At 37.6% G+C, this 12,981-nt stretch carries 11 protein-coding genes; 8 read left to right on the top strand and 3 right to left on the bottom strand.

The features are described 5' to 3' along the window. Positions 1-123 precede the first annotated feature (123 nt). The 5 genes from HZR84_06255 (at position 124) to HZR84_06235 (ending at position 4,207) form a co-directional block, all read left to right on the top strand. Positions 124-1,254: a helix-turn-helix transcriptional regulator gene (locus HZR84_06255; GenBank protein QNL21553.1), complete on the top strand. Its 1,131-nt coding sequence runs from the start codon at positions 124-126 to the stop codon at positions 1,252-1,254. Positions 1,255-1,371: 117 nt separating this feature from the next. Next, positions 1,372-1,767 carry a hypothetical protein gene (locus HZR84_06250; protein ID QNL21552.1) on the top strand — a complete coding sequence of 132 codons (396 nt, stop codon included), beginning with the start codon at positions 1,372-1,374 and terminating at the stop codon, positions 1,765-1,767. Positions 1,768-1,773: 6 nt separating this feature from the next. Beyond that, positions 1,774-3,255, top strand: a complete 1,482-nt coding sequence (locus HZR84_06245; GenBank protein ID QNL21551.1) for an alpha/beta fold hydrolase — start codon at positions 1,774-1,776, stop codon at positions 3,253-3,255. Positions 3,256-3,335: 80 nt separating this feature from the next. Continuing rightward, a complete protein-coding gene (locus HZR84_06240; protein ID QNL21550.1) occupies positions 3,336-3,719 on the top strand; it encodes a VOC family protein in 384 nt (127 codons plus the stop codon). Positions 3,720-3,727: 8 nt separating this feature from the next. Then, entirely contained in the window at positions 3,728-4,207 is a 480-nt protein-coding gene (locus tag HZR84_06235) for a hypothetical protein (protein ID QNL21549.1), read from the top strand. On the opposite strand, the gene HZR84_06230 is transcribed toward HZR84_06235, so the two are convergent. Beyond that, the gene (locus HZR84_06230; protein QNL21548.1) at positions 4,191-5,423 is read right to left on the bottom strand and encodes an NAD(P)/FAD-dependent oxidoreductase; all 1,233 of its coding nucleotides are present in this window, start codon (positions 5,421-5,423) and stop codon (positions 4,191-4,193) included. The genes HZR84_06235 and HZR84_06230 overlap by 17 nt on opposite strands. A gap of 93 nt (positions 5,424-5,516) precedes the next feature. Between HZR84_06230 and HZR84_06225 the strand changes: the two genes are divergently transcribed. Next, entirely contained in the window at positions 5,517-6,458 is a 942-nt protein-coding gene (locus tag HZR84_06225) for a proline iminopeptidase-family hydrolase (protein ID QNL21547.1), read from the top strand. Positions 6,459-6,468: 10 nt separating this feature from the next. Here HZR84_06225 and msrB read toward each other — a convergent pair whose 3' ends face one another. Continuing rightward, positions 6,469-6,966 carry a peptide-methionine (R)-S-oxide reductase MsrB gene (gene msrB / locus HZR84_06220; protein ID QNL21546.1) on the bottom strand — a complete coding sequence of 166 codons (498 nt, stop codon included), beginning with the start codon at positions 6,964-6,966 and terminating at the stop codon, positions 6,469-6,471. Positions 6,967-7,081: 115 nt separating this feature from the next. On the opposite strand from msrB, the gene HZR84_06215 reads away from it, so the two are divergent. Both HZR84_06215 and HZR84_06210 read left to right on the top strand, forming a co-directional pair. Then, positions 7,082-10,528 (top strand): pyruvate carboxylase, encoded by a 3,447-nt coding sequence (locus tag HZR84_06215; protein ID QNL21545.1) that lies wholly within the window; start codon positions 7,082-7,084, stop codon positions 10,526-10,528. 26 nt (positions 10,529-10,554) lie between these two features. Beyond that, a complete protein-coding gene (locus HZR84_06210; GenBank protein QNL21544.1) occupies positions 10,555-10,932 on the top strand; it encodes a hypothetical protein in 378 nt (125 codons plus the stop codon). Between the two features lie 156 nt (positions 10,933-11,088). On the opposite strand, the gene HZR84_06205 is transcribed toward HZR84_06210, so the two are convergent. Next, complete coding sequence (locus HZR84_06205; GenBank protein ID QNL21543.1) at positions 11,089-12,942, bottom strand: M1 family metallopeptidase; 1,854 nt, start codon at positions 12,940-12,942, stop codon at positions 11,089-11,091. Positions 12,943-12,981 lie beyond the last annotated feature (39 nt).

Raw genomic sequence — 12,981 nt, 5'->3', positions numbered from 1 at the left:
ATAATTACAATTAGATCAGACCTAATGACTAGGATTCACATTCTGCTTATATTTGGAAGCTTCGAATAGTTCTAATTATTAATCCAAATAATTGATTTAATTTTTTCAGCCCACTATTAACAAATGGAGATTTCTACAATAATTATAGTCTTGATTTTAGGCATTGGGGCATTCCAGGGTATAGTATTTGGTATAATTCTATTGAGAAATAATGGACAAAAAAAGGTATCGAATCAAATTCTAGCCGGAATACTTTTTTTGCTTTCTTATCGACTGACAATTCAAATTTTGCGTCTTTTTGGATTGGGCTATTACGATACCTGGTATTATTTTATGTTGGATATCAGTTGGTTGACACCAGCACTTCTCTATTTTTATGTGAAAGCTCAAGTCTTTCCCGGCTTTAAAATCAGAAAGAAGGACAGAATTCATTTTTTACCTGTAATCATCCAAATTATTATAAGCGAATTTGTTCGTTTTCAGAATTTCTATTGGGATGGCACACGAGAAAGTTTGAGTTGGTTAGGTTATTGGGGGTATGTAGTCTGGATGAACAATTCAACTATTTACATTATTGCCAGTATTTTAATTATATACTATGCAAGCAAGGCTCAAAAATTATTAAACACAATTCCGCCAAATGTAAAATTTGAAAAAGATCACAAAAAATGGCTAAAGAGAATCGTATTTTCCTTTAAAATCTACTTTTCAATAGTCTTTGTCATCTTACTCTTAGATCTCATTTTTTACCGCATAACCACAGAAGACTCGTATTTTTATTTTATTAGATTTTACTATTATCCATTTTTCATAGGATTATCCGGTCTGACCTATTGGGTTGGATTGGAAGGATTTCGAAGACGCAATGAAATAGGTGCAACGATTAAAGAAATGATTTCTGATGATGATAGAAAAAGGCTTATTGAAATAGATCAAATCCTGGAAAAGACCATGGAAGAAGATAAGTTGTACAAGAACCCGAATCTTTCTCTTAACACAACAGCCGAAAAATTGAAGGTTAAGCCTTATTTGCTTTCGAAGAGCCTTAGTGAAATAAAAAAGCAAAAATTTAACGATTATATTAATAAAATTAGAGTGGATGAAGTAAGACGCCTGATCTCTCAACCCGAGAATCAGCATTACACTTTATTAGCGCTAGCCATGGAAGCTGGATTTAATTCCAAATCTTCTTTCAACAGGGCAGTCAAGAAACATTTAGGCATTTCACCGAATGAAATTAAGAATCTTGACTAATGTGTCAATTGGAAAATTGAACCCTCTTTTTTCTACACAATAGGTGTCATTTCGCGAATTGAAACGACATGACTAGCTTATCAATTTAGTTTAGTGCCTCACTAAATTATTTCAACAATGAAAATCATAAAATTTTTAATGCTAATTCTAATTCTATTCGCATCTCAAACCTTAAATGCACAGAATAGCAACTCCATTAATCCAGATGTTTTAATTGGAGAATGGATTCTTGATATGAGCCCTTACGATAAAACAGATAATAATTTCGCTCAGATGAAAATTACCAGAGCAACAAACATGAAAATGGAAGGTACCTTTTATAGAGAAGGAGTATCAATGAAAAACGCTCAGATCAATACTCAAACAAATTTGCTTTATGCAGCACTGGTTTCAGGCGATAATAGTGGTATTTACAACACAAGTTTCTATTATAAGGAAGGAATATTATATGGAAGCACTCATGCTCTAGAAAGAGATTTTTTGGCAGTTTGGACTGCAGAAAGAAGAAAGTAAAAAATTATGAATATCCAGTTACTCCTATTATTTCTTGTCTTTTCAGAAATAGCAGTTTCTCAAGTAAAAACCAGAGAAACAAGATCTTCATTTGTCAGAGATGCAAAATCACTTCACAAGGTAAAAGAAGGTCAAAAGTATGAATTTGGTTATTTAAGGGTGCCTGAGAATCGCTCAAATCCAGATTCCAAATTGATTGAACTACCTGTTTACATTTTTAAAAGCCGCTCTTCTAATCCAAAAAAGGATCCCATAATTTACTTGGTTGGGGGGCCGGGTTCTTCGATAATGAGCGCCGTTCCGTACATGAATTACTATAGATACCTAGACGATCGTGATTTTATTCTCTTTGAACAAAGAGGGACTCAGTATGCAAAACCAAATTTGGCTTGTCCGGATCTGGGAAAAGCATTTAACCAGGCGGAATTATTAAGACTAATGCATAAAGAAAATTTTGACATTGTAGAAAATGCCGTGGCAAAATGCAGGCAAAATCTAATCAAAAAAGATATTGATTTGAACGGGTATAATAGTCTTGAAACAGCAGCTGATATACAGGCTCTTAGAAAGCATTTGGGAATTGAAGAATACAATCTTCTTACAATTTCTTACGGGACGAAAATCGCACAAATTATAATGCGTGATTATCCGGAGGGATTGCGAAGCGTTGTCATGGATTCTCCACTGCCATTAGAAGCAAATTATGATTTATCAAGCGCTGAAAATATAAAAATTGTATACGATAAGCTTTTTAATGATTGTCGTTCTGATTCATTGTGCAATTTAAATTATCCCAGGCTGGAAGAAAGATTTTATGACTTTATCAATTATTGTAACGAAACTCCCATTGAACTCAATATTAAAGTGCGCGCAAAAGGTAAAGCGCAAAAATATTTTGTTCAAGGCGCTGATCTTTTCTATTTCATTGCAGATTTGAATACCTCTCAAATTTTAAAAGCACCTTTAATTATCAATCAAATTTTAGAGGGAAACTATGAAGTTATTGAGGCACAAATTATTTCCTTAGCTCAGGGTAGACCTCTAGGACATGGTTTGGGAATGCGCTTATCGGTATGGTGTTCAGAAGAAACTTCATTCATTGGTGCTGAAGATGAAAAACAGGCAAGCAGGACTTTTCCTTTTCTTCAAGGCGAGTCAACTCTATTGTACAGCAGGGAGCTTTGTAAAATTTGGAATGTTAATGAAGCCAGTAATAAGGAAAATGAATCCATAAAAAGTAATATACCAGCTTTGTTGATTAGCGGTGAGTACGATACGTTTACCCCCTATAAGTGGGCGAATGCCATGTTGAGTAATTTGGAAAATGCACATCATATTATTTTTAAAGGTTGGCAGCATAGTCCAACTACTTATTGGAGCAATCCCTGTGGCATGGAATCAGCCAATGAATTTTTTAACAATCCTGAGAAATTACCTAAACCTGAATGTTTTAGTAATATAAAAAGACCTGACTTTATAATTGAGTGATGTACGCGCCACTCATCAAAAATTAATTTCAATACATTGATTTTTTATTATTTTCAATAGATAATTAATCACTTTAAATCATGAAAAATGCAATTAGTTGGTTTGAAATTCCGGTCGCCGATTTCGAAAGAGGTAAAAAATTTTATGAAACGGTCCTGGACGCAAAAATGCAGGATTTTGATATAGGAAGCCCTGAGCATAAAATGGCTTTTTTCCCATCTGAAATAGAAGCGGATGCCGTTGGCGGAGCCATTATGTCCGGCCCGGGATATGAACCTTCTGAAAAAGGTGCCTTGGTTTACCTGAACGCAGGAGAAGATCTTACTGATGCTTTGTCCAGAGTTGAAAAAGCCGGTGGGAAAATCTATATGCCCAAAACAGCCATAGGGGAAGGAGAACATGGTTATATGGCCCTTTTTCAGGATTCGGAAGGTAACAGAGTAGCCTTTCATTCCAATAAATAAATACGGAATTGGATATTTTGATTAAATCTGTTCTTGGTATCATTGTTTCAATAGCCTTGCTTTCATGCAATAATGATGATTCTGCCGCATCACAGAATCCGGTAGATAATATCGAAAAATTTTATTGCAGCGATTCGATCAATCCAATGTGTACAGAAAAGGTGCTAATTGATCCATTGCGTTTTGATACGGCATCAAACGATCAATTGTCTGTATTGAATTTGGGCATTGTAGACAATTGTATGGAAATTGAATATGGTGCAAGTGGATGTGACGGTTCTACATGGCGGCTGACATTGCTTGACTCCGGATCTTTATATAAAAATAATCCACCGACGCGTAAATTGAAATTTGATTTTCATAATGCTGAAATTTGTCTTGCTTATTTCGTCAAGAAAAAATCATTTGATTTATGTCCTTTGAAACAACCCGGTGTGGATAGCTTAATATTGATTGTAAGCGATACCACGCTTATTTATCGATACTAATCGAAGCAGATTTTCCGGCGAGATAGCCACTTGTCCATGCATGCTGGAAATTAAATCCTCCGGTAATACCATCCACATTTAATACTTCTCCTGCAAAATAAAGCCCCGGTATTTTTTTGGATTCATAACTTTTTAAATCCACTTCCGAGAGTTCTACACCACCACAGGTCACAAATTCCTCTTTAAATGTAGTTTTGCCTTTGACATCAAAAGAAGATCGAATGATCATTTCGATAAAACGATTGAATACTTTTTTGGGGAGGTCTGCATAATGTTGCTTCGAATTTATTTCTGCATTCTCACAAAGCCTGATCCAAAGTCTTGAAGGCAAGCCAAAAAGAGGATTAGCCTGTACAGCTTTTTTAGGATGATTGTCTCTGAATTCGGCGAGCTTTAATCTTATCTCCTCCTCACCGTAAGGCGTCCAATTGATCAATATTGGAAAATGGTAATTTTTCTTAAAAAAATCAATGGCTGCCCAGGCCGATAATTTGATGACAGCCGGTGCGCTAAAGCCCCAGTGCGTAATTAATATGGCACCTTCCATTTTCCATTTTGTGCCCGGCACCTGCACAGATCCCTTTTTAACCGATAAGCCCATAAGATCTTTCATGTCGGACTGTGGGACATTAAATGTAAACAGCGAAGGAATGGGTTTTGCAATGTTAATATCCAGTTTTCTGATCCAATCGTAGGCAGATGATTTATTATTTCCGCCACTTGAGATGATGACTTTTTTAGCGAAATATTTTTCTCCGGTTTTGGAATCGAGCACAAAAAGTTGGCTATCCTTTTTAATGTTAATAATTTCTACGCCTTTTCGGATTTCTACATTCCTATTTTGAGCTTCATTTAGAAGTAAGTCAATAACCGTTTGAGAATCATCTGTAATTGGAAATACTCTGCCGTCTTCTTCAGTTTTCAACTTCAGACCTCTTTTCTCAAACCAATCACGCGTTTCTTTGGGACCGAATATTTCAAATGACTTTTTTAGATTTTTACCGCCCCTGGGATAATAATTGACCAATTGAGATGGATAGTCCAAATCGTGCATGACATTGCATCGGCCTCCTCCGCTTACCTTTACTTTGGATAAAAGCTTTTGTGTTTTTTCAAGGATGCATACACTATGGCCATTATCGGCAGCATGAATTGCGGCAAAAAATCCGGCGGCACCGCCGCCTATTACAATAATGTCGAAATCAACATTGTTCAATGAAAGAGAAAAATAATATTTGACCGATCAATTTCATCTGTGCTAAAATACTTAGTATTAAAACTGGTTTTGCAAAACATTAAATATGAAAAAATGAAAATGCAAGTATCAATAATATCGATTTTAATATTGATTGCATCATTTACGTATTGTAATAATCCACATGTCCTAAATGAAGAGGAAAACTACATAATTACAGATAATGGTAAAATCTGGTTCCGAATTATTGGTAGTGGTTCTGAAACACCCATTCTCGCATTACACGGTGGCCCGGGAGGGAAAAGTAGGTATTTCTATCCTCTTTCTCCGATTTCAGAAGAACGGCCTTTGATCTTGTTTGATCAATTGGGAAGCGGAAAATCAGATCATCATCAGGATACTTCATTGTTGCAAATAGATAATTTCATAAGCCAGGTCAAATTAGTAAAAGATGAAATTGGGCTGGAGAATTTTTATTTGCTCGGCCAGTCATGGGGCTCCGCATTGGCGCTCGAATATTACCTTAAACATCCCGAAGGAATCAAAGGATTAATATTTAGCGGGCCATATTTTAGTACCGAACTCTGGGAAAAAGATGCGGATATTCTAATCAGCAGCTTGAGTGACTCTATACAGGGAATAATCAGCGAGGCCGAAATGAGTGAAAATTTTGATACCCCGGAATACAGATTCGCAGACAGTGTTTACTGGTCTAAATTTGGCAGAAGAAATCCCTGGCCACTGCATCCCCTGGACGACGGGAAAGCTGAATCCAACAAATTTATTTATAAATACATGTGGGGGCCCAGCGAATTCACGGCTCTTGGAACGCTAAAAAACTACGATAATCATCAAAATCTTTCCAGGATTAAGATACCAACACTTTTTATAGCAGGAGAATTTGATGAAGCAAGAAGTTCAACCGTTCGATATTTTCAATCGCTGGTACCCGGTTCGGAAATGGCAATCATTAAAAACGCCGGTCATTCAAGCATGACTGATAATCCAAAACAATACCTAAAGGAATTATCTCCTTTTATATCTAAAATTGAATAGAATTTAAAATTTATTCGGAATCCTTTTTCTCAAAAGCCAGACTCACGGAATTGATACAATACCTCAGTCCGGTAGGCTTTGGACCGTCTTCAAAAACGTGACCAAGGTGCCCGCCACATCTTGCACAGTGAACCTCTACTCTATTCCAACCGTATTTGTTGTCTTCCTTGCTTCCCACGTTTTGTTTTGTAATTGGTTCCCAGAAGCTCGGCCAGCCGGTTCCTGATTTAAATTTAGACTCTGAAGCAAAAAGAGGTAATCCACATGCTGCACACACATAGGTACCTTCTTCGGTATTGTTCCATAATGCGCCGGAGAAAGCTCTTTCTGTGCCTTCTTCCCTCAATACTTCGTATTGCTCGGCACTAAGTATTTTCTTCCACTCCTCATCGGACTTTTCAATTTTTACCACATCTGATTTTACATTCAGTACAGGTTCAGAATTCTGTGCACAGGAAATATTAGAAAGAAACAGAATACTTAATAAAATTAATGTTGATGTTTTCATAATATATGAACGGTCAATATATCAATGTGTTTTAAGGGCTAATATATTGTAAAGCAAAATGACAAAGTGTTGGCTTTACGATATTTTTTAAAGATATTGTTGAGGAATCACAACTATGAAAAAACCATTTGAAATAAAGAAGTTGCTGGTCGCCAACCGCGGTGAAATAGCAATCAGAGTACTAAGAGCGGCCTCAGAAATGCGGATTACCACGGTGGCCATTTACACTTTTGAAGACAGATACTCCTTACACCGATATAAAGCAGATGAAGCGTACCAGGTGGGTGAAGATGATCAACCACTAAAACCGTATCTCGACATCGAGGAAATAATTAATGTTGCCAAAAAGTACAATGTAGATGCTATACATCCGGGATATGGATTTTTATCTGAAAATGTAGCATTTGCAAAAGCTTGCAGAGACAATGGGATAATATTTGTAGGTCCCGATCCTGAAATCATGGATCAGCTCGGAGATAAAGTCAATGCAAAAAAACTCGCTAAAAAAATTGGAGTGCCGCTGATAGAATCGAGTAAAAAAGATCTTGATAGTCTTGAAACAGCCATAAAAGAAGCAAAAAGAATTGGGTACCCAGTGATGTTAAAAGCTGCTTCGGGAGGTGGGGGCAGGGGAATGCGTGTTTGTAAATCAGAAGATGATTTAAATGCCGGATTCAGTTCTGCTCAAAGAGAAGCAAAAAATGCATTTGGAGATGACACTGTTTTTCTCGAGAAGTTTATAGACCAACCCAAACACATAGAGGTACAATTGCTCGGTGACAAATACGGGAATTTAGTTCATTTGTACGAGCGTGATTGTTCGGTTCAAAGGCGTTTCCAGAAAGTAGTGGAAGTGGCCCCTTCATCGGGATTAAAATACGAAACGCGTGAGAAGTTGTTTGATTATGCCTTGAACCTGGGTCAGGCCGTTGGCTATAATAATGCCGGTACGGTAGAATTTCTGGTAGACAAAAAGGAAAATATATATTTTATTGAAGTCAACCCCAGAATCCAGGTAGAACATACGGTTACTGAGGAAGTCACCGGAATTGATATCGTAAGGAGTCAAATACTGATTGCTGCCGGACAAAAACTAAGTTCCAGGGGAATTTTTATAAGGAACCAGGCAGATATTTCCTGTAACGGATTTGCCATTCAATGTCGAATAACCACAGAAGATCCCAAAGATAATTTTAAACCGGATTACGGAACCATAATAGCCTATAGAAATGCGGGAGGATTTGGTATCAGAATTGATGAAGGGAGCTCCTATCCCGGCGTGAAGATTTCTCCATTTTTTGATTCCATGCTCGCCAAAGTCACCGCATCCGGCCGGACCTTTAAGGGGACTTGCGCCAGGTTGAGTAGAACGCTCAGGGAATTTAGAATTCGAGGTGTAAAAACTAATATTCCCTTTCTCGAAAATGTAATTGAAAATGAAATTTTTCAATCCGGAAAGGCAACGGTCAATTTTATAGCAGATCACTCCGATTTATTTGAATTAAACGATAGGTTGGATCGGGGAACGAGGGTGCTGAAATTCATTGCAGACACCACGGTCAATGGCAACCCCGATGTCAAGTACAAAGACCCTGTCATATCTTTCCACAATCCAAAAATTCCATCCTGTGACAGGTTTGCCAAACATGAAAAAGGCACCAAACAGCAATTGGATAAATTGGGAGCTGACAAATTTGTTGAATGGTTAAAAAAAGAAAAGAAAATCCACTATACCGACACTACATTTAGAGATGCTCACCAATCTTTACTGGCGACAAGGGTCAGAACGAAAGATATGATGGCGGTAGCTGAGAGTTTTTCAAAAAATCATCCCAATTTATTTTCAATGGAAGTTTGGGGCGGTGCGACTTTTGATGTTTCCATGCGATTTTTAAAAGAAGATCCATGGATTAGATTACAGCGATTTAGGGAGGCCATTCCCAATATTTTATTACAAATGCTGCTCAGGGGTTCCAATGCTGTGGGTTACAAAGCCTATCCGGATAATTTAGTGATTAAATTCATTGAAAAAGCAGCAGAAAACGGTATTGATGTATTCAGAATATTTGACTCATTGAACTGGCTGGAAAACATGAAAGTCAGCATCAATACGGTTCGGAATAATACAAATGCGCTTGTAGAGGCTTGTATATGTTATACAGGTGATGTTGGTGACAAGTCCAAAAAGAAATACGATCTCAAATATTATCTTGATTTAGCGAAATCACTGGAAGATGCCGGGGCTCATATTTTGGCAATAAAAGACATGGCCGGATTATTAAAACCACATGCAGCAGAGTTGCTGATAGGGGAGATAAAAAATGTTGTTGATATTCCGATTCATTTGCATACCCATGATACTTCCGGTGCACAAATGACCACATATCACAAAGCTATAGATGCCGGTGTAGATATTGTAGATGTTGCCATTTCCAGCATGTCGGGATTAACCTCTCAACCGAGTTTCAATTCTATGGTTGAAACTACAAAGGGCAATAAAAGACATCATGATTTTAATATTGACAATCTCAATGAATTCAGTCATTACTGGGAAGAAATCAGAAAAATTTATCATCCATTCGAATCGGATTTAAAGTCGAGTACGGCGGATGTCTATGAGCATGAGATACCCGGTGGGCAATATTCCAATCTCGGTCCACAGGCCAGATCCTTAGGTCTGGATCACAGAATGGAAGAAATAAAGAAAAAGTACGCTGAAGTCAATCAGCTTTTTGGTGATATTGTAAAAGTAACGCCTTCTTCAAAAGTTGTTGGCGATATGGCCTTATACCTGGTATCCAACAATTTGAGTATTGAAGACGTGATGAACAAGGGCGCAGACCTCTCTTTTCCCGATTCTGTCAAAAGCTTTTTTAAAGGAGAACTTGGCCAACCTTATCAGGGATTCCCTGAGAAAATCCAAAAAATTGTGCTCAAAGATGAGAAGCCCTTTACGGAAAGGCCCAATGCCAAACTTGAGCCCATTGATTTTGATAAAGAGTTTAAGACCTTTCAAAAGGAATTTGACAAAAGTCTGAATGAACTTCATTTTATCTCTTATAAATTATACCCTAAGGTTTTCAAGGATTTTTACGATGCTCAACAGAAGTATGGCGATGTAAGTGCGGTACCAAGTCCAATTTATTTCTTTGGGATGGAACCCAATGAGGAAGCGATCATTACGATTGCAGATGGGAAAACAATAATTGTTAAACTTATTTACATCACCGAACCGAATGAAGATGGAATGCGAGTGGTAGGTTTTAAGCTAAATGGTCAAAGCAGGGCGATTGATGTGAAAGACACCTCTATAAAAGTGGACAAGGTATTTCATGAAAAAGTTTCCGGTCCAAAAGACATAGGCGCTCCCATCCAGGGCTTGCTTTCTAAAATATTTGTTAAAGCAGGTGATAAAGTGAAGCAAAACCAGCCGCTATTTGTGATAGAAGCCATGAAAATGGAAACAAATATTACCGCACCAAAGGCGGGAATAATTGATCAATGTGTATTGAATGAAGGAAGAATGGTAGAGTCCGACGATTTGATCATTCGAATGAAATGATTTAAAAATTTTGTAATTTTAATCACATGGGAAATACATTAAAAGTCTTATTGTCTATAATCCTGCAGGCTTTGATGGGGTATTTTCTTGCTTTATATGTTATTCATTTATTTGAAACCCCTGATAGATTTCAACCACTGATTGCAGCAGGATTTAATGTTTTGGGTGTTTGGGGAATGGGTTTTTTTCTCGAAGGGCTCAACAATCATCTCGAGGGGATTCATTTATTAGCAAGGCTCATTGCTTCAGTTTTTTGTGCATTTATAGGTGTTATAATTTTATTTATTTTCGGCACAACGCATTGGATGGAAATTCCAATTATGCCTCTCATTGGAGCTTTGATAGGTTATCACTTTATCTTCTTTATTAAGGTGAGGAGAAACGGTGAAAGTGAACCTGAATAACTATTTAAAATCACAAGTTCTAAGCAAGATCTAATAAAAATTGAGCATCCTGAATCTAATTTCTTCACAATACACCTGGGCCATACTTTAGCGGGTGAGCAGCTCAAAAATTGAAACATTGCTTAGAAGGAAAATAAATTAAAGACTAATTTCGGCTTATTTTAAAATTTCATCAATTGACAAATATGACACGGAGTGGTAATTGGGTCTGGCTTCTGAATATATGTCTTTCGCCATTTTTTTCATCGCTTCGTCTTTCGCCATTTCCTTGTAAATGGGACTTAGAAATTTTCGACGTCCCACATTGACCAAAAATGTTCTCAATTTATCATACCCGGGCTTATATTGATTGGCTACAACCTTTACCAACCATATGCCCAATATTTCATTATTTCCGGAACGGGTAAGCCCAAATGAATTATCCAGATCGGTCATTTGATCCATAGACATTGAATCCGGCAGTGCCCTTAAAAAATGTAGCCACTCATGTGTAGTCCATTCGGATGTATCCAATTTTGAAGCCGCAATCCCGGATTTCCATTTTTCAATTTCAGTATCAACCAGTTCAAATCGATTTGATTCCGGAATTGGAATATTATCAGGAATACCCGCCTGATAAACCCACTCATCTGGCCTTACTTGTTCCAACAGTTCGGGACTTGTCAGTAATTCAGACTTTAGATAAGTCATGAATTGCTCTGTATCCATGGGCTTGAATCCAAATTTCTCAAAATAGCTTTTAAGAAAAGCATCAAATTCTTCACGGCCCACTGTCTTTTCAATGGTTCTCAAAAAGAAATTTCCTTTTTCATAAGCGATATCAGTCATTCCATCATCAGGATCCCTGCCAGCAAGATCGAGTTTTAGTCTGGTGTCCTTGTTATCCGGACCCATATCATCCAGTGTTTCCATTAATCCTTGATAGCCCAAAAGCGCGAGCATATCTGCATAGTCCTTCCCAAAAACTTCTTCCATGATTCTCAATTCGAAATAAACTGTGAATCCTTCGTTGAGCCAAAAATCATCCCAGGTAGAATTGGTAACTACATTTCCACTCCAGCTATGTGCTAATTCATGTGCAATAAGCGCCGTTAGTGATTTATCACCTGCAATAATTGTAGGCGTAGCAAAAGTTAACCTTGGATTTTCCATTCCACCAAAGGGAAAACTAGGTGGAAGGACGATAACATCGTATCTCTCCCAGGCGTATTTGCCATAGAGGTTTTCCGCGGCCACCAACATCTTTTCCATGTCTTCAAATTCATATGCAGAAGCATTGAGCATGGAAGGCTCGGCATAAACGCCGGTCCTGGGTCCAATTTCCTCAAAAGCGAGATCGCCTACAGCTAAAGCCATTAAATAAGAAGGTATGGGTTGTGGCATCACAAATTCATATACGCCGCTCGGGTGTGTTGATTTGGGATTTCTTGCGCTCATTAATGCTAAAAGACCTGAAGGCACTTCAACTTTCGCATTGTAGCTAAATCTAATTCCGGGAGAATCCTGACATGGAATCCATGTTCTTGCCAAAATGGCTTGTGATTGTGTAAATAGGAAGGGGTTTTCTTTTCCGGCTGTCTGAACGGGCTCTAACCATTGAAGGGCAGCTGCTTTCGGCGAGGTCGAATAAGCAATACGTACCTTTTTACTTTTAGAGCTAACCGGAATATTTAGTGGCGAACCAAGTATTTCATCTTTTTCTCCAATGCTAAACCCAACTTCTTCATCATCGACCCATACCTGAGAAATATTGAGATCTCTGGTATCAAAAATTATGCTGTCTGCGTCTTCCGATGTTTCAATATCGTAAGTAGCAGTTGCTTCAATTATTTTATTTTCAAAATCGATTTTGGCATCCCAATCGAGATGAGTCACTTTGGCTTTTTGCGGATCAGCAAAAGAATGGGCATCCTTTGTCACTTTATTATCAGTTTTAGTCTCTTGGTGTTCTTGTTCACAGGAAAATAATAAGGCTGAAAACAAGAGTAATAGCGAAAAAATATTTCTCATAGCATTTGAACTTGGCGCAAAAATATAAAAATGATCAGA

This window comes from Hyphobacterium sp. CCMP332 (assembly GCA_014323545.1).
Classification (GTDB): Bacteria; Bacteroidota; Bacteroidia; order Cytophagales; family CCMP332; genus CCMP332.
The sequence above is the reverse complement of the archived record's forward strand: the minus strand, read 5'-3'. Positions and strand labels throughout refer to the sequence as shown.

What these genes read in the sequence shown, in the direction of transcription:
- HZR84_06255 (QNL21553.1), top strand. Translation starts at nt 124, where the DNA reads ATGGAGATTTCTACAATAATTATAGTCTTGATTTTAGGCATTGGGGCA.
- HZR84_06250 (QNL21552.1), top strand. Translation starts at nt 1,372, where the DNA reads ATGAAAATCATAAAATTTTTAATGCTAATTCTAATTCTATTCGCATCT.
- HZR84_06245 (QNL21551.1), top strand. Translation starts at nt 1,774, where the DNA reads ATGAATATCCAGTTACTCCTATTATTTCTTGTCTTTTCAGAAATAGCA.
- HZR84_06240 (QNL21550.1), top strand. Translation starts at nt 3,336, where the DNA reads ATGAAAAATGCAATTAGTTGGTTTGAAATTCCGGTCGCCGATTTCGAA.
- HZR84_06225 (QNL21547.1), top strand. Translation starts at nt 5,517, where the DNA reads ATGAAAATGCAAGTATCAATAATATCGATTTTAATATTGATTGCATCA.
- msrB (QNL21546.1), bottom strand. Translation starts at nt 6,966, where the DNA reads ATGAAAACATCAACATTAATTTTATTAAGTATTCTGTTTCTTTCTAAT.
- HZR84_06215 (QNL21545.1), top strand. Translation starts at nt 7,082, where the DNA reads ATGAAAAAACCATTTGAAATAAAGAAGTTGCTGGTCGCCAACCGCGGT.
- HZR84_06210 (QNL21544.1), top strand. Translation starts at nt 10,555, where the DNA reads ATGGGAAATACATTAAAAGTCTTATTGTCTATAATCCTGCAGGCTTTG.
- HZR84_06205 (QNL21543.1), bottom strand. Translation starts at nt 12,942, where the DNA reads ATGAGAAATATTTTTTCGCTATTACTCTTGTTTTCAGCCTTATTATTT.